The 16,305-nt window shown below is 63.7% G+C and carries 14 protein-coding genes and 2 tRNA genes; 7 read left to right on the forward strand and 9 right to left on the reverse strand.

What is annotated here, in order from left to right; genetic code table 11:
* Positions 1 to 189 precede the first annotated feature (189 nt).
* From NKH04_RS16430 to rbsK, 3 genes are read left to right on the forward strand one after another with little or no spacing between them, the layout of a single operon-like run.
* Positions 190 to 1,248: an ABC transporter ATP-binding protein gene (locus NKH04_RS16430; RefSeq protein WP_352449436.1), complete on the forward strand. Its 1,059-nt coding sequence runs from the start codon at positions 190 to 192 to the stop codon at positions 1,246 to 1,248.
* Positions 1,249 to 1,279: 31 nt separating this feature from the next.
* On the forward strand, positions 1,280 to 1,732 hold the full coding sequence (locus NKH04_RS16435) for an RbsD/FucU family protein (RefSeq protein WP_352471958.1): 453 nt from the start codon (positions 1,280 to 1,282) through the stop codon (positions 1,730 to 1,732).
* Between the two features lie 4 nt (positions 1,733 to 1,736).
* Positions 1,737 to 2,678: a ribokinase gene (gene rbsK, locus NKH04_RS16440; protein ID WP_352501556.1), complete on the forward strand. Its 942-nt coding sequence runs from the start codon at positions 1,737 to 1,739 to the stop codon at positions 2,676 to 2,678.
* 93 nt (positions 2,679 to 2,771) lie between these two features.
* Here rbsK and NKH04_RS16445 read toward each other — a convergent pair.
* Positions 2,772 to 2,848: transfer RNA gene (locus NKH04_RS16445), tRNA-Asp, on the reverse strand.
* A 217-nt stretch (positions 2,849 to 3,065) separates the two neighbouring features.
* Here NKH04_RS16445 and NKH04_RS16450 point away from each other — a divergent pair.
* Positions 3,066 to 3,141, forward strand: a tRNA-Val gene (locus NKH04_RS16450).
* A 20-nt stretch (positions 3,142 to 3,161) separates the two neighbouring features.
* Positions 3,162 to 3,665, forward strand: a complete 504-nt coding sequence (locus tag NKH04_RS16455) for a hypothetical protein (protein WP_353044576.1) — start codon at positions 3,162 to 3,164, stop codon at positions 3,663 to 3,665.
* Between the two features lie 201 nt (positions 3,666 to 3,866).
* Here the strand turns inward: NKH04_RS16455 and NKH04_RS16460 are convergent, their stop codons facing one another.
* From NKH04_RS16460 to NKH04_RS16485, 6 genes are all read right to left on the reverse strand, one after another.
* Positions 3,867 to 4,523 carry a GNAT family N-acetyltransferase gene (locus NKH04_RS16460; protein WP_353044577.1) on the reverse strand — a complete coding sequence of 219 codons (657 nt, stop codon included), beginning with the start codon at positions 4,521 to 4,523 and terminating at the stop codon, positions 3,867 to 3,869.
* Entirely contained in the window at positions 4,520 to 5,290 is a 771-nt protein-coding gene (locus NKH04_RS16465) for an SDR family oxidoreductase (protein WP_352471953.1), read from the reverse strand. Before NKH04_RS16465 ends, NKH04_RS16460 begins: the two co-directional genes overlap by 4 nt.
* Positions 5,287 to 6,282, reverse strand: a complete 996-nt coding sequence (locus NKH04_RS16470) for an ABC transporter permease (protein ID WP_352471952.1) — start codon at positions 6,280 to 6,282, stop codon at positions 5,287 to 5,289. Before NKH04_RS16470 ends, NKH04_RS16465 begins: the two co-directional genes overlap by 4 nt.
* Positions 6,283 to 6,447: 165 nt before the next feature.
* A complete protein-coding gene (locus NKH04_RS16475; protein WP_353044578.1) occupies positions 6,448 to 7,488 on the reverse strand; it encodes a sugar ABC transporter substrate-binding protein in 1,041 nt (346 codons plus the stop codon).
* Between the two features lie 39 nt (positions 7,489 to 7,527).
* Positions 7,528 to 8,292: an ATP-binding cassette domain-containing protein gene (locus tag NKH04_RS16480; protein ID WP_352471950.1), complete on the reverse strand. Its 765-nt coding sequence runs from the start codon at positions 8,290 to 8,292 to the stop codon at positions 7,528 to 7,530.
* Positions 8,289 to 9,455, reverse strand: coding sequence for an ROK family transcriptional regulator (locus NKH04_RS16485; protein WP_352471948.1), 1,167 nt, complete (start codon positions 9,453 to 9,455; stop codon positions 8,289 to 8,291). The genes NKH04_RS16480 and NKH04_RS16485 overlap by 4 nt, the downstream gene beginning before the upstream one ends.
* A 317-nt stretch (positions 9,456 to 9,772) precedes the next feature.
* Between NKH04_RS16485 and NKH04_RS16490 the strand changes: the two genes are divergently transcribed.
* Positions 9,773 to 10,564 carry an alpha/beta fold hydrolase gene (locus NKH04_RS16490; protein WP_353044579.1) on the forward strand — a complete coding sequence of 264 codons (792 nt, stop codon included), beginning with the start codon at positions 9,773 to 9,775 and terminating at the stop codon, positions 10,562 to 10,564.
* Positions 10,565 to 10,638: 74 nt separating this feature from the next.
* Here NKH04_RS16490 and NKH04_RS16495 read toward each other — a convergent pair whose 3' ends face one another.
* Positions 10,639 to 11,931, reverse strand: a complete 1,293-nt coding sequence (locus tag NKH04_RS16495; protein WP_353044580.1) for a M23 family metallopeptidase — start codon at positions 11,929 to 11,931, stop codon at positions 10,639 to 10,641.
* Positions 11,932 to 12,069: 138 nt separating this feature from the next.
* Positions 12,070 to 12,537 carry a peroxiredoxin gene (locus NKH04_RS16500; protein WP_353044581.1) on the reverse strand — a complete coding sequence of 156 codons (468 nt, stop codon included), beginning with the start codon at positions 12,535 to 12,537 and terminating at the stop codon, positions 12,070 to 12,072.
* Positions 12,538 to 12,633: 96 nt separating this feature from the next.
* Here NKH04_RS16500 and NKH04_RS16505 point away from each other — a divergent pair, with 96 nt between their 5' ends.
* Positions 12,634 to 16,011: a hypothetical protein gene (locus NKH04_RS16505; RefSeq protein WP_353044582.1), complete on the forward strand. Its 3,378-nt coding sequence runs from the start codon at positions 12,634 to 12,636 to the stop codon at positions 16,009 to 16,011.
* Positions 16,012 to 16,305 lie beyond the last annotated feature (294 nt).

A 16,305-nucleotide genomic window follows, 5' to 3' on the forward strand; every position in this document is an offset into this window, starting at 1 on the left:
TCCCGCGACGCTTGGCATTCAGTGCCGGACAAGCGTACCGGTGCGCCCGGAACAGGGTCATAAGCCGGACACTGTCACTATTCGCACAACGAAGTGCGGTGTCAACGTGAATGGGTTTTTTATCTATAAGAGACTGACTTGCCCTCGCCGTTTGCGTTGTTTAGCTTCACGGCAACTGAAGGGGGAATGATGGCTCAAGTCGCGATCCGCAATGTGGCCAAGGCGTTCGGAACCGTCAAGGTTCTGCACGATGTCAGCGTCGACATCGCCGACGGGCAGTTCGTGGTGCTGGTCGGGCCTTCCGGCTGCGGCAAGTCCACGCTGCTGAGGATGGTGGCCGGGCTGGAGACGGTCTCCGGCGGCACCATCGCCATCGGCGAGCGCATCGTCAACCATCTGCCGCCGGCCAAGCGCGACATCGCCATGGTGTTCCAGAACTACGCGCTCTATCCGCACAAGACGGTCGAGCAGAACATGGCCTTTGCTCTCAAGCTGCGCAAAACCGACCCGGCGGTGGTCACTGAGCGGGTCAAGCGCGCCGCCGACATCCTCGACCTCAATCCCTACCTCAAGCGCTATCCGCGCCAGCTCTCTGGCGGCCAGCGCCAGCGCGTCGCCATGGGCCGCGCCATCGTGCGCAACCCGCAGGTGTTCCTCTTCGACGAGCCGCTCTCCAATCTCGACGCCAAGCTGCGTGTCCAGATGCGCACCGAGATCAAGGAACTGCACCAGCGGCTGAAGACCACCACCATCTACGTCACCCACGACCAGATCGAGGCGATGACCATGGCCGACAAGATCGTGGTGATGCGCGACGGTCGCATCGAACAGGTCGGCGCGCCGCTGGAATTATTCGACCGGCCGGCCAACCTGTTTGTCGCCGGCTTCATCGGCTCACCCTCGATGAACCTGCTCAAGGGCGTCGTGCGCAAGGGCGACAAGCCTGTCGTCGAGATCGCCGGGACGCCGTTCCCGATTGCGGCGACCAGTGCCGTCGAGGATGGCCGTAATGTCGTCTACGGCGTGCGGCCCGAGCATCTCGAAATCCATCCCGATGGTGTTCCGGCGAAGATTTCGGTGGTCGAGCCGACCGGTTCCGAGACTTTGGTGTTCCTGCGCTTCGGCGAGGGCGAGATGGTGGCGCTGTTCCGTGAGCGCCACGACTTCAAGCCGGGCGACACACTGCACCTGAAACCGCGGCTCGACCAGGTGCATCTCTTCGACGCAGAGACCGGCAAGCGTCTCTGATTTCGCCCCAGCAAACTTCGCGAGGAATACCATGCTCAAAGGAATCAATCCGCTGCTCAATGCCGATGTGCTGCAGGCGCTGCGGGCGATGGGCCACGGTGACGATCTGATTATCGCCGACACCAATTTCCCGTCCGATTCGGTGGCGCGCCAGACCGTGCTTGGCCGGCTGCTGCGCATCGATGCGTCGGCGGCCGACGTGGTCAAGGCGGTACTGTCGCTCTATCCGCTGGACACCTTCGTCGACGATGCCGCCGCGCGCATGGAGATCGTCGGCAAGCCGGACGACATTCCCGCCGTGCAGAAGGAAGTGCAAAAAGAGATCGATGCCGCCGAGGGCAAGGCCTGGCCGATGATCTCGGTCGAGCGCTACGCCTTCTACGAACGCGCCAAGAAGGCCTATTGCGTCATCCAGACCGGCGAGCGCCGCTTCTATGGCTGTTTTGCGTTCCGCAAGGGCGTCGTGCCACCGGATGCGGAGTAGCGGGATGCCGGCGAATCCGATCGTCATGAAGCCGGTTGTCATATTGGGCGTCTTCGTCGCCGATACGGCCTACCGCGCCGCCCGCCAGCCGCGCATGGGCGAGACGATCCTGGGCACGTCCTTCACGCTCGGCCCCGGCGGCAAGGGCTCGAACCAGGCGGTGGCGGCCGGCCGGCTCGGCGCCGACGTCACCTTCCTTACCCGCCTCGGCGTCGACCCCTTTGCCGATATGGCGAGACAGACCTGGTCGCACGCCGGCGTGAAGAGCGCCGTCATCGACACACCGGAAAGCTACACCGGTGCCGCCTATATCTTCATCGAGGAGACGAGCGGCAACAACGCGATCATCGTCAGTCCGGGTGCGGCGATGCTGATCTCGCCCGCCGATATCGAGGCAAATGCCGGCCTGATCCGCGCGGCCGGCGTTTTCGTCACCCAGCTCGAACAGCCGATCGAGGCGGCGCTGCGGGCGCTGGAGATCGCGCGCGGGGCAGGGGTGACCACCATCCTCAACCCGGCGCCCGCGGCCAGGCTTCCGGACCGCATCTACACGCTTTGCGACTATGTCACGCCGAACGAAACCGAGGCCGAGGAACTGACCGGCATCAAGGTGTCCTCGATCGACGACGCCCGCCGTGCCGCCGACAGCCTGCTTGAGAAGGGCGTTGGGGCAGTCATCGTGACGCTTGGCGAAAACGGTGCGCTGCTGCACACGGCCGACCGTTCCGAGCATGTCGCAGCGGTCGCCGCCGGCCCGGTGGTCGAGACCACAGGCGCGGGCGACGCCTTCAACGGCGGCCTGGCTGCCGCGCTGTCGAGGGGGATCGAACCTCTGGAAGCGGTGCGCTTCGCCTGCGCCGTCGCCGGCATCTCGGTGACGCGCCCAGGCACCGCGCCGTCCATGCCGACGCTGCAGGAAGTCGAGGCGCTGCTCGCCAAGAGGTGAGACCGTATGGATTACATCATGAACGACGACGGTTTTTGACAAATCAACGTCGACATTTCTCCGACACCAGGGGACGTGACCCCAAAGGAGAAATGGCGCGAGTGACGGGGCTCGAACCCGCGACCTCCGGCGTGACAGGCCGGCACTCTAACCAACTGAGCTACACCCGCGCATGGACGAGCACGTGTCAGCCGTGTTCGTCGTTGGGGCGGTGGATAAGGGGTAAGCCACCGGGTGTCAAGCGGACCCGGACAGCATAACAGCAAACAGCAGAAGGTTTTTTGACAAGCCGAACTTTGTTGCCGAAACCGGCTCCCGGCCAAGCCACTGGCCGCTCATTTGGCCTTGCGAAGCCGGTCCTAACTGCTTAAAGGTCCGGCCCGGAGCGGGCGATTAGCTCAGTTGGTAGAGCGCTTCGTTTACACCGAAGATGTCGGCGGTTCGAGCCCGTCATCGCCCACCATTTTCCTCGATGTGTTCAGTTTGGGCTACACCGCTCAAGCTGATCGCCAGGTGAGACGCATCCGACCACTGTGCTACTCGGACTTTGGTCTGATTCAAACTGTCTTTCCGCAGGGACTTAAGTCTGATCTGCTTGCCTCTCATGAGGGAAACGATTGCCGAAAGCTACAACTTGCAGTATCTCAATTGCGTATGGGCATGGGCGGGAGCGAAAATATTCCTGGATGGCTTGCGAGTCATCTTCCGGACGATCCCGTGATCGCAGGAGATCTCGCGGATAAGATATCGAAGGAAGCTGAAAAAAACCGGCTTCCAGGCGATCGGGTTGTGAAGACAACCCGTAACGAAGAAGACACCTTCAAGAAAGAACAAGTCGAAGCTTATCCCGACGCCGCGGTTGCAGGAGTCTTTGCCAGCGGTTCATTCCTCGCCCTGTTGGTATTAGCCATTTATCTGCTTTATGTGCTCTCGATTGTGGCCGGGGGAACGGTCGCGGATGTTCCCCTGCCGCCCGTACTGCACTAGTAGACGCTCCGCCAACACTCGAATTAGCCCCGCACCGTGTTGATGCTGGTGACTTTCGTGTTTGCGGTGGAGCACGCGACGAAGGTTTCGTTCCCGCGGCAAAGATGTTCACGCGGGGCAACTGGCTGCTGCAGAACGGCAGCATTGTACTTCCATAGGCCTCCCGGTTCTTTGCAACTTGGGCGATTGGCTTGTCGCAGATCAGTCTGCAATCGCCGGAGCGTGAGCAATCCGTTTCGCCACATAAACACAACACTTCGATGAATCAGGGTCCTGCACCACCTCAAATCCAATCGCCTTGTAGAACCTTAGCGCACCATCGTTCTCCGGCATGACTTCGAGGTGGATGCCGGTCGAGCCGCTCGCGGCAAGGCGCTGCTCGAGGAAGGCCATCGCGCGCCTGCCGATGCCTTTCCCGCGCGCTTGCGGCAACAGGTCGATATGGCCATGCGACGGGTAGGCCGCCAGCGCAGGCGGAACAGCGAAATCGGGGTGGTGGATCCGGTACCGCGCCCAGTCGCTGCCGCGCCAGCGCGAGTTGTCGGGTCCCGGGTCTACCACGCGCCGCTGCAGGTCCGGATACCAGTCTGATGCCAGGCTGGCATTGAAAGCGCCCGTATCGGCTGCGCCAAGCAGATAGCCGGCCGCACCTGTGGGGCTATCGATAATAAAGGCCAGATCGGGTTCGAGCACCTGGTAGGGAATAGTGTAGAGGAGGCCGAGCAGGTCCGGGTCGTCCTCGCGGCCGCTGGCATCCTTGCCGGCATCGCCGGTCTTGAGACAGATCATCGCAAGCGCTGCATGATCGGCGGTGGTCGCCCGGCGCAGGAAGAAACCGCCGCCGAAATCGAGGATCATGGCGGCAGCAGCCGGAAATCCTTGCCCTCGGGCAAAAGCTGCCCGCCGTCGACGATGATGGTCGTGCCCGTGATGTAGCTGGCGTCGTCCGAGGCCAGAAACAGGAAGGCGTTGGCCACGTCGCGCGGGCTGCCGAGCCGGCCGAGCGGAATGGCGTCTTCCATGTTCTTGATGAAGGCCGCACCGCGATGCTGCTCTATGCCTTCGGTGAGGATGTTGCCGGGCTCGACGCCGTTGACCGTAATGCCGTAGCCCGAGAATTCGAGCGCAGCCGAACGGATCAGCCCATTGATGCCGGCCTTGGTCGCTGAATAATGGCCGTGGCCGGGGCTGGTGACATGCGGGCCGGTGATCGAGGAGGTGAACAGCATGCGGCCAAAATGCTGTGCCTTCATTGGCACCAGTGAGGCGCGAGCAGCGATGAAGCTGCCGCGCAAGTTCACCGCCATGACCCGGTCCCAGTCGTCGGGACTGGTGTTTTCCAGCAATTGCCAGGGATAGATGCCGGCATTCTGCACCATGATGTCGAGTCGGCCGTGACGGTCGAGGGCCAGCGCCACGGCGGCTTGCGCATCGGCCATCTGCGAGATGTCGGTGCGGATGAAGGCGGCGCCGAGTTCGTTCGCGGTCGCTTGCCCCGCCTCGGCCTCGGTGTCGGCCAGGACCAGCTTCGCGCCCTCTTCGGCAAAACGCTGCGCGATGCCCTTGCCGATGCCACGTGCGCTGCCGACGATCAGCGCGACTTTGTCTTCCAGACGGCCGGTCATGCCAGCCTCTGGCGTATCGTCTGCTTGAACGCATCGAGCAGCACGGCGGCAAGCACCAGCAGGCCATGGATCACCTGGGTGAAGTTGGCCGGCAGGCCCATCAAATTGATCGCCGTGTTGATGGCCGAGAGCAGCAGCACGCCGGCATAGACGCCGGGCAAGGTGCCGACGCCGCCCTTCAGACTGACGCCGCCGATGACGACCGCGGCGAAGGCATTGAACAACAGGCCGACGCCGAGATTAGCTGTCGCGCCGGAGGTACGGATCGCCAGCAGCCAACCGGCAAGGCCGGCGATGGCGCCGGCGAGAACGAAGGCTATGACCAGGTTGCGGTTGACGCGGATGCCGGCGCGAAAGGTCGCCGTCTCGTTGCCGCCGATCATGACCAGGTGCCGGCCAAAGGGCGTCTTGGCCATGATCAGCGAGAACACCACGAAGCACGCAATGGCGATCCAGGCAGTCAGCGGCAGGCCACCCAGGCGCTGGATGGCGAACCAGCGGATTGCCGGCGCCAGGTCCTGTGCCGAGCGGCCACCGGAAATAACCAGCACCAGGCCGCGCACCCAGATGTAGGACGCCAGCGTGATGATGAAGGCGCTCATCTTCACCTTGACCACGAGGACGCCGTTGAAGGCTCCGATGAGGCCGCCGACGGCAAGCGCGATGAGCAGCGAAACCGGAACCATCAGCCATTGCGGCTGCAACTGGATGCCAAGGCCGATGCCCGACGAGCAGAACAGGATGCCGACCGCCATGGCGCTGAGCGCCGCGACCGATTCGACCGACAGGTCCATATGGCCGGCGATGATGACCAGCGCCAGGCCGATCGACATTACGCCGAGCACGCTCGACGCCTCGATGATGTTGGCGAAGATGCCGAGCTGAAAATAGTTCGGGATAAGGATGGAAAAGACCACCAGCACGAAGACCAGCATGAACCAGACAAGATTGTCGAGGATGAACTCGAGGGTTTGGCGCGTGCGGGGGTTCATCTGCGGATCCGGTTGGCGCGTCAGCCCAAAAAACCACTCGGTTCTTCGGAAAGATTAGGCGCGGTTGAAAATTGCTGCAGCATACCCGCGCGCGTCCGTTCGAACGCACTGGGGCTGCAGGGCTGGGCTCCGGGCCGGCATGGCCCGGAGCTTCTGGCGAGTTCGCTATTCGACCGGCTTTATGGTTTCGGTCGGCGGCTTCATGTTGCCCCAGAACGCCGGGTTATCGACATTTTCCTTGGTGATCGCAGCGCCGGGGATCTTGATGTTCGGTCCCCACGCTTCCTTGGTCAGGGTTGATTTCAGGCCAAGCACATCATATTCGCCGGGCTTGATGTCCTGCTTGTTGACTACCTTGTCCATAAACATCGCGACCGCCGCGGCCTGGGCGTAGAGCGGCTGCTCGACTTCGACGTTGAGCCAGCCCTTGCGGATCAGGTCGAGGCCGACGGGAGCGCCGTTCGAGCTCATCAGCATGACGTCGCCCGGCTTCTTGCCGGCGGCCTCGAGCGAGGCGACGGCAGCGACCGAAAGATGCGCGGCATGGCTGAAGATCAGGTCGATGTCAGGGTTGGCGAGCAGCTGGTCGTTCACGATGGTCCCGGCTGCATCCGCAGCCCATTGCATGGCCGGCAGCGAGATGATCTTAACGTCCGGGAACGCCTTCATTTTCTCCTCGAAACCCTTCTGGATGTCGAGCGTGTAGGGGTCGCCCGGATCGCCGAGCACCTGCAGGATCTTGCCCTTCACCGAGCCGTTCTTCGCGGTCAGGAGCTTTTGTGCCTGGTCGGCGGCGACGTAGCCGATCTCGACGGTTCCGGCCACCGAGGTGAAGTCGGACGGGGTCGAGATGATCTGGCGGTCGAACTCGACGACCGGGATGCCGGCGGCACGGGCCGCCTCGATCGACGGTTTCAGCGCATTGAAATCGACGGCGGCAAGGATGATCGCCGCCGGCTTCAGCGCGATGACGTCGTTCATCTGCGATTGCTGAGCGTCGGTCTTGTTGTCGGCGTTCAACGTCTTCATCTCGTAGCCGACCTGCTTCAGGAACAGTTCCAGCGCGCTCACCGAGCCGGTCTGGAACTCATCGAGCAATGTCGGCACCATGTAGTAGATGGTGCCCTTGGACTGGGCGAATGCCGGCGTGAGCGTGGCAAAGGCCAGTGCCAGGATACCGAAGACGGAAAGAAGTATTTTCTTCATGTCGTTCGCTCCTCTTGCGCCGGACCCCTCATTTGTCCCTCAGTTCGCCGGTCCGGCACCGGCGAGCGTCTCTCCGGTGATCATGTTGATCACCGCGTCGGGACTTGTTTTGTTGCGTGCGACATCGCCCGCCACGACGCCTTGCCGGATCACCACGATCCGGTCGGCGACCTGGAAGGCCTGTTGCATGATATGGGTGATGATGACGACGCCGATGCCCTGGCTCGCCACCTGGCGGATCATGTCGAGGCCGCGCCGCGTCTGCTCGACACCGAGCGCCGCGAACGGCTCGTCGAGAAGCACTAGCTTGCCGCCAAAATGCACGAACCGGTTGAGCTCGATGGCCTGCCGCTGGCCGCCGGAAAGATGCTCGACATTGGTGCGAAGCGAGGGAATGCGGGTGCCGGCGCTGGCCAGCGCCTTTTGCACCACCTGCTCCATGGCGCGCTCGTCGAGCACCGGAATGCCGAGAACCTTCCTGGTGATCTCGCGGCCCATGAAGAAATTGGCGACCACGTCGACATTGGTGCAAAGCGACAGGTCCTGGTAGACCGTCTCGATCCCCGCGGCCTTGGCCTCGGCGGGAGATTTGGCCAGGAATTCCTTGCCTTCGAACAGCATGCGGCCGGAGGTCGGCTCGAGGCCGCCGGCAATGATCTTGACCAGCGTCGATTTGCCGGCGCCGTTGTCGCCCAGAAGCGCCACCACTTCGCCCTTGTCGATCGAAAAGCTGATGCCTTTCAGCGCTTCGATGGCGCCGTAATTCTTGGCTACGTTGTCGAGCACCAGCAGCGGTTCGCTCATGCCGCGATCCCCTTGTTATGCAAGAGATCTCGCCCGCGTTCGCGCTCGGCGGTGAAGATCTGGCCGAAGCGCGGCGAAAGCACCCCGGAAACGGCAAGCGCGGCGGCGCCGCGCAACACCGCATGCTGGCCGCCGCGCGCGACGCTGACGCGGGGCGTCGTGCGATCGCTTCGCGCCGAGACCGAATTGGGCAGGTGCGCGGCCGCGCCGGCAAGCCTTTCGAGCAGCTCGGTGGACGCCAGCCCGCCGAGGATGATGGTTTCGGGATCGAACAGGTTTTCGATGATGGTGACGGCGTTGCGGAAGATCGGCGCAATCTCGCTCACCCACTCGGCGTCGGCGATGTTGCGGCGCCGCAGCGCCTCGAGCGAGAGATACCGTTCGAGGCAGCCGCGATTGCCGCACGGGCAGGGCTCCCCGCCCGGCACTGCGGGAATGTGGCCGATTTCACCGGCGTTTCCCCAGGCGCCGCGCAATGCCGCCCCGTCATGCACCATGACGCCGCCGAGACCGACGCCGAAATAAAGATAGTAATACTCGGAATACGCCGTTCCGAGGCCGTAGAGGCGCTCGCCGATAGCAGCCGCCGCCATATCGGTTTCGAAAAAGGCCGGCAGTCCGGTCGAGGCGGCCAGCCGCTCGCGCAGCGCCACATCCTTCCAGCCGGTCATGGTGGTCGGCCCGACAAAGCTCATGGACTCCACGCCGAACGGTCCGGGCAGCGCCATGCCAATGCCGAGAACGCGGCCCCCGGGCCGCAATGCCGTCAATTCGAGCACCATGGCGCCGATCAGCTCGAAAGCGTGGTCGGGCGTTGCATTTGGGGCTTCGCGGTAGGTGCTCTCGATAACATCGCCGCTTAGGTTGATCAGGGCGGCATTGATGCCCAGCGGGGTGACGTGGATGCCGACGGCATAGCCGCCTTCCGGATTGATGCGCAGCGTTGCCGGTGGCAGGCCGCGCCCCTTGGGCTCTTCGCGCAACGACAGCACGTAACCGTGCTCTTCCAACTCGCGAACGATGGTTGACACCGTCTGCACGGTGAGTCCGACCCGCCTGGCAATATCGCCGCGAGCGATTGGCCCGTGAAGGCGGATGGATTCGAGCACGATGCGCCGGTTATACGGCCGCCCGAACTCCTGATTGGTCCCGCGCAATGCCATGTCTGGCGCCCTCTCGAGAGAGCAGAGGTTCGCACCGAATATTTATTCAGTCAAATGGAATTCAAAAATAATTCGCCTGCGGCCAAGGCCTTCTAACGCCGGCGAATTCGCGCCCGCCGACGGATGGGCCAACCCTGGCAATTTTCCAGTATGAAGCGCCACCGGCTGGACGGGACGCCAGGCATGACCTTGACCGGCATTCCGATCAGCGCCCTGAAGCCCATTTCGGAACCGGTTGTGAGCCGGCCAAGAATCGGAGTTCGTTGCGCCTTTCCGTTGCAGGGAGCATACTTCCTCTCGCCGGTCGGCGGGAGGAGATGCCGAAGCTGACCCTTGACGGGATTGATCTCGGCTATGAGGTGCGGGGCGACGGGCCGCCGGTGCTGTTCGTCCACGGCAGCGTCACGAACGGCATGATGACATGGTCCGCCCAGCTACCGCTTGCGGAGCGCTGGAAGCTGGTTGTGGTCGACCGGCCCGGATTCGGATCAAGTTCCCCTGCCGAACGCGAGGATTTCGCCGTCGACGCCGGACTGGTTGCCGGATTCCTCGATCGGACGCATGACCTCTGGGACGAAAACCGCGTCCATCTGGTCGGGCATTCCTATGGCGGCGTCATCTCTCTTCTTGCAGCAGCGATGCGCCCGCGAGCAATCCGTTCGCTCACGGTGATCGAGCCGCCGGCCTTTGACCTTGCGCGCGGGGATGTTGCCGTCAATGAACTCGTGACGCGCCTGAAGGCCCACTGGCAAAGCGGACCGCGCGACGATCCCGCGCTTTTCTTGCGCCAGTTCCTCCATCTGGTCGGCTCGGCGATACAATTGCCAGACCCGCTGCCGCCCCCGCTCGCGCAAGGCGCGGCCATGCTCGTCGTCGAACGCGGGCCATGGGAGGCCGAAATTCCGCTTCGGCAACTTGCCGATGCGCCGTTCCCGAAACTGGTGGTATCCGGCGGGCACAGCGCAGCATTCGACGCCGTCTGCGACGTGCTCGAAAACGTGCTTGGTGCCGATCGTGCCGTGATCGCCGGCGCGGGGCACAGCGTTCAGCAGACCGGTGAGCCGTTCAACCGGCGGCTCGGCGCGTTCATGGCCGCTGCTGAGGGCTGAAGGCGATCTATCTTTGATATTGCCTGGCGGGCGGTTGGCCGCGCGCCGGCTTCACGCCGAATCAATCGCCGGCTCTACAGATACCGCTCGACCTTCTTGCCGACGGTCAAAAACCGTAGCGGATCGATCGCCTCGCCATTGTGGCGGACCTCGTAGTGCAGGTGCGGGCCGGTCGAGCGGCCGCTGTTGCCGGTCTTGCCGATGACGTCTCCGGCATCGAGCTTCTGGCCGACGGCGACGTCGATTTCGCTGAGATGCCCGTAACGCGTTACAAAACCGTTGCCGTGGTCGACCTCGATCATGCGGCCGTAGCCGCCGTTCCAGCCGGCCTTGACCACGACACCGCCTGCCGTGACCTTGGCCGGCATACCGACCGGCGCCCTGAAATCCATGCCGGAATGCAAGGCGGCCGTGCCGAGGATGGGGTCGGTGCGCACGCCGAACGGGCTGGTAACGCTGCGGCCGGGGGCGGGGTTGGCGAGCGGCAGCCGGCGCGCTTCCTTTTTAAGATGATCCAGCGCGTCAAGAGCCTCGTCCAACTCCTTGACCTTGCTGTCGAAGACCAACGAGCTGTCGAGTGGTATCAGCGGGCCACCAACGTCGCTCTTTTCGAATTCGCTATCAACGGGCAGGCCGGCGGCCTCGAGCGCCTGCGAGATCGCGTCGGCGCTTTTGTAGGCATTGTCGGCAAGTGTGGCGATGCGGGTGAGCTGCTGGCTCTCGATGGCCTTCAGCGAGTTGTTGATCGAAACGAAGAGCTTGTCTGCCCGGTCGGCCGCGCTTTCGCTCGGCAGCGGATCGGCGCGGGTCGACCACAGCGAGAACGGCCTGGTGTCGTCAACGCCCACAGGAGCGGCAAGGGGGGCGGCAAGGCTGGCGACGGAATAGGCCGTCGGCTGGATGCTGCCGGTCGCGTCGGCATGTTCGTCCGGCTTTGCCGCCGGCACGGGCGGCGTTGCGACCTCGTTTTCGGCTCGTTCGAGGATCGGGCCGAGACGGCCGTGACGCAGGCTGAGCTGGCTCTGCCGTTCCAGCAGCTCGCTGACCTTGGTTTCCATCAGCTGCTGATCGAGTAGCTGGCGGCTGGTGATGCGGTCGACCTGGCTGCGCAGTGCCGAGATACGGTCTTCGTAGGCCTGCTGCATGCGCGCCTGCCGCGCCGTCGTGGCGCCGATCAGATCGTCGCGCAGCACCAGATAGGAGGTCGCCAGCAGGTAGCCGATGACGATCGCCGCCAGCGCCGAGCCGCAAAATGCCGCAAGCCACGGGCGTATGGTGAAATGCCTTATCTGGTCGCCCCGGGCGATGATGACCGTGTGGGGCTCTCTGCGTCTGCCGAAGACCGCTGACTGACTGGCTACGTTCACGGGACCAAGCTTTCGTTACGACACCAACGACGAGCCTGATTACACATTATTAGGGTTAACAAAGTTTTGCCGGATCGAAGGACAGGCAAAGGTCTTCGCGCAAAACGGGTATCGAATTGCAGCGGCCTGGCGCAGCTCTCAAAGGGCGCGGGCCGCCTCCAGCACTTCTTCGGCGTGCCCCTTGACGCGGACGTTGCGCCAGATCCTGGCGATGCGTCCGTCCCGGCCAATCAGGAACGTCGCCCGCTCGACGCCCATATAGGTGCGACCGTAGAGCTTCTTTTCCACCCACAAACGGTAAGCTTCGATCACTTTGCGCTCTTCGTCGGCGACAAGGTCGACGCTCAGATCGTATTTCGCCTTGAATTTGTCGTGTTTCTTGACGCTGTCCGGCGAGAGCCCGATGACGACGGCGCCGGCCTTTTCGAACTCCGGCTTCAACTGCGAAAAGCCGATCGCCTCGTTGGTGCAGCTTGTGGTGTCGTCCTGTGGGTAGAAATAGAGTACGATGGGTTTTCCCAGCAATGCGGCGAGGCTGAGTGAACCGCCGCCGTCGCGCGGAAGTTCGAACTGCGGCGGAACATCGCCCACGTCGAGGTCAGCCATACCGATGCCCTTGTTTGAGGTTACGCGCCAGGCTGCATCGATATAATGTCGAGCGGGGATTCGTCCACGATCGAATTCGTTTCAACGGAAGATTGCGTGGATCAGGAGCTACCGCAGCACGAGAAGATCAGGTTCAGGCGTGACGAGATCACCGACCTGGGAACCTTTCCGTCCGCGTGCCGCGTCCCGCCGCTCGGCCAGGCGTCGATCGGTCGCGGCGTCCGTTTGATGGCGCGGCTGTTTGCCGGCCTTGTCGCCCTTGTGCTGCTGGCTGGCGCCGGCGTCTACGCGATCGGCGTGTCCGGCTTCGGCTCGGAGCGGCTTCGCGCGGAAGCCGAAACGGCAATCGAGAGATTGGCCGGCTTCGATGTCGACGTTGCCGTCGGGCCGGCCCGGCTGACGCTTGACGGGTCGAGCTTCATTGCGCTGCAGGTCAGCGACGTCAGCCTCAAGACCGCCGACGGAAAACCAATGGCCGATGCCGGCCGGGTCCGCTTCGGCATCCGGCTGATCCCGCTGCTTTCGGGCGAGGTACGGCTGACCAGCGCCCGGATTTCCGACGCGCACATCGTCATGGCGGCAATGCCGTCCGGCGGCGACTGGACGGCCGGGCTGCGCAACCAGGATGGCCTCATCGATCCGGAAAAACTTTCCGCCGCCGTCTTCGCCAACGTCAACCGCGCGCTCGATGCGGTGCGCGAGGATTCAATGCGCCAGATCGATCTGCGCAACGTCGAGCTGGCACTGCCCGAGACCGGATCGGTCAAATCGGTCACCATCGCCGACGCCTCCGTGTCGCAGACGGGACCGGGAAGCATGGAGTTTTCATCCGATGCGGATGTCGAAGGCAGGGGACTTACCATCGCCGCTTCCGCCACCCGCGATCCGGCGACGCGACGCATCACCACGCTGGACGCTAGCATCCAGGCGGCGGATGCCGAAGCTGCGGCAGCAGGCGGCAAATTGGGCGCGATCGCCTTGAAGCTGGCGGGGTCGGAAGGGACCGGCGACAACAGTTCGCGGCTGACCGCTGCCCTGTCACTGACCGGGTCGGTGCTCAATCTCGGTTCGCGCGGCCTGCTTCCGGCCGACATCGATCTCGATGCGACGCTCGTCGCCGGGTCGAACAAGATCCAGGTCGACAGTTTGCTGGTGAAAACCGGCCGCTCGACCTTCGATTTCGCCGGTTCGATCGGGCCGAAGCCGGCTACCGGCGCAGCCGGCGAGGAGCCATCCTATCGCTACGACCTGACCAGCGACGGTTCGACCCTGGCGCCTTCGGATTCGCCGGAGCCGGCACTCAGCTTCATTGCCCGTATCGCCGGCGTCTACCAGCCGACGAGCCAAAAGCTGGTCGCCGAGCAGATCGGCGTCCGGTCCGGACCGGGCAGCGAAGTGCTGGGCACGGCTTCGGTTTCATTCGTCGCCAACCAGGCGCCGGGCATATCGGTGGCGCTCAATCTCCACGACATGCCGGTCTCGCACGTCAAGCAATTATGGCCCTGGTTTTCGGCGCGCAATGCCAGGCTGTGGGTGCTTAAGAACCTGTTCGGCGGCCGCGTGGTCGATGGCAGCCTGCAGTTCCAGGTCGTGCCCGGACGGCTCGGCAACGGCGTGCCGCTTTCCGCCGATGAAGTGTTCGGCCGATTCCAGGTCGAAGGATCGCGCTTCGACACGGCCGGCCGCATTCCGCCGATCCGCGATGCCGTCGGCGTCGTCGGCTTCCACGGCAATGACGTCGACGTCGCGCTGTCGTCGGGCAGCGTCTATATGCCGAGCGGCCGCACGGTGGCGGCGAGCAACGGCACGCTCACCGTCAAGGCGGCGAACCATCCGCCGGTGATCGGCGCGCTCGACATCGATGTCGCCGGCGAGGCGCCGGCAATCGCCGAGCTGGCATCCTTTGACCCGATCAATGCCATGCGCCATGTCGGCCTGCTGCCGGACGACCTGTCCGGCACGGTGACCGGCCACGTCAAGGCCGATATTCCGCTGCAGTCCGGTGTCGACTCTTCCAAACTCGATTGGCTGGTGGCGCTCGACTACAAGGACCTGTCGCTGGGCAAGCCGTTCGAGGGCCAGACGGTCAGCCATGCCGACGGCTCGATCACGGTCGCGCCCGACCGGGCGGTGATCTCGGCGAAGGCGCTGCTCAACGGCATTCCGGCCGAGCTCGACCTGATCGAGCCGCTCAGGGATGGCGGCCCGCCGCGCAGTCGTAAAGTGGCGCTGGTGCTCGACGACAAGACGCGCGCCACCGCCATGCCTGGCCTGTCGACGCTGCTTTCCGGAACGATCAAGGTGGCGATCGACAAGAGTGGCACCGGCAACCAGAACGTGTCGGCCGACCTGACCAATGCCAAGCTGGACATCCCCTGGGCCGGCTGGAGCAAGGGGCCTGGCATTCCCGCCAAGGTCGTCTTCGCCATGGCGAAGACCGGCGACACCACGACGCTCTCCAATTTCGAACTCGATGGCAAGACCTTTTCCATCGACGGCAGCGCGGTGCTGGTCAACGGCGCCTTGTCCTCGGCCCGGTTCAGCAAGGTCACGTTGAACAGGGGCGACGACGTCGCCGTCTCGGTGAAGCGGTCGGGCAAAGCCTATGCGGTCGAGGTCAGCGGCAGCGCGCTGGACGCACGCTCGCTGATCAAGCAATTCACGTCCGATGTCGATACCGCCACCAAGACCACCGGCGTCGATGCGATCTCGGTCAGCGCCGACGTCAGCTCCCTGACCGGCTTCCACGACGAGGTGCTGTCGAATCTGAAACTCGACTACAGCGCCGCAGGGTCCCGGGTGAACGGGCTCAAGGTGAGCGCCACGGCAAGTTCGGGAGCCGCCATCACCATCAGCAACACGACCGGCGGCGGCCTGCGCACGCTCAACATGAAGTCGGCCGACGCCGGCGCCATACTGCGCTTCCTCAACATCTACGAGCATATGGAAGGCGGCTCGATCACGCTGGCGCTCACCGGGGCCGGCGACGGTCCGATGAAAGGCCAGGTCGACGCCAAGAACTTCTTTGTCGTCAACGAGCCGAAGCTCGCCTCGATCGTGTCGACGACGCCGGCCGGCGACAACCGCAGCCTCAACGAGGCGGTCAAAGGCAATCTCGACACGTCGAGGGTGAAGTTCGAGCGCGGTTTCAGCGAGATCGATAAGGGCAGCGGCTATCTCAAGCTGCGCAACGGCGTACTGCGCGGCTCGCGCATCGGCACCACCTTCCAGGGCACGCTCTACGACCAGAACAACAATATGGACATGACCGGCACGTTCATGCCGGCCTACGGCGTAAACCGCATCTTCGGCGAACTGCCGCTGATCGGCGCACTGCTCGGCAACGGCCGCGACCGCGGCCTGATCGGCGTCACCTACAGGCTCAAGGGCAACGCCAACAAGCCGAACCTGGAGGTCAATCCGCTATCGGTGATAGCGCCCGGGATTTTCAGGTCGATCTTCGAGTATCGCTGAGGTCAAAACCCAATTACCTCGAGCGACCGAGTTTTGATCTTAAGCGGCCGCTCGTCCGCCCCGCGAATTCACGCCCATGATCCAAAGGCGACTGACGTCCGCCCGGGCCTAAATGGCCGCTTTGCGCCTAATGCACGAACCCGCTTCGCGGGAGGGGCGCCTCGTTCTGAGATGGCGCGACTGCCATTTTGACTTGAGCGGGTAGAGGGGTCGATCTGACCATGGAGTTCCCTTCAACGAGAGGAACTCGCCATGGCTACCCTGTCGACCGATGCACCAATCTCTCCGCTTCGC

Source organism: Mesorhizobium sp. M1365 (assembly GCF_040317865.1).
Lineage (GTDB): Bacteria > Pseudomonadota > Alphaproteobacteria > Rhizobiales > Rhizobiaceae > Mesorhizobium.

Coding starts and splice junctions, on each gene's coding strand:
- NKH04_RS16435 (WP_352471958.1), top strand. CDS start 1,280: ATGCTCAAAGGAATCAATCCGCTGCTCAATGCCGATGTGCTGCAGGCG.
- NKH04_RS16430 (WP_352449436.1), top strand. CDS start 190: ATGGCTCAAGTCGCGATCCGCAATGTGGCCAAGGCGTTCGGAACCGTC.
- NKH04_RS16460 (WP_353044577.1), bottom strand. CDS start 4,523: ATGATCCTCGATTTCGGCGGCGGTTTCTTCCTGCGCCGGGCGACCACC.
- NKH04_RS16490 (WP_353044579.1), top strand. CDS start 9,773: ATGCCGAAGCTGACCCTTGACGGGATTGATCTCGGCTATGAGGTGCGG.
- NKH04_RS16470 (WP_352471952.1), bottom strand. CDS start 6,282: ATGAACCCCCGCACGCGCCAAACCCTCGAGTTCATCCTCGACAATCTT.
- rbsK (WP_352501556.1), top strand. CDS start 1,737: ATGCCGGCGAATCCGATCGTCATGAAGCCGGTTGTCATATTGGGCGTC.
- NKH04_RS16485 (WP_352471948.1), bottom strand. CDS start 9,455: ATGGCATTGCGCGGGACCAATCAGGAGTTCGGGCGGCCGTATAACCGG.
- NKH04_RS16465 (WP_352471953.1), bottom strand. CDS start 5,290: ATGACCGGCCGTCTGGAAGACAAAGTCGCGCTGATCGTCGGCAGCGCA.
- NKH04_RS16480 (WP_352471950.1), bottom strand. CDS start 8,292: ATGAGCGAACCGCTGCTGGTGCTCGACAACGTAGCCAAGAATTACGGC.
- NKH04_RS16500 (WP_353044581.1), bottom strand. CDS start 12,537: ATGGCTGACCTCGACGTGGGCGATGTTCCGCCGCAGTTCGAACTTCCG.
- NKH04_RS16475 (WP_353044578.1), bottom strand. CDS start 7,488: ATGAAGAAAATACTTCTTTCCGTCTTCGGTATCCTGGCACTGGCCTTT.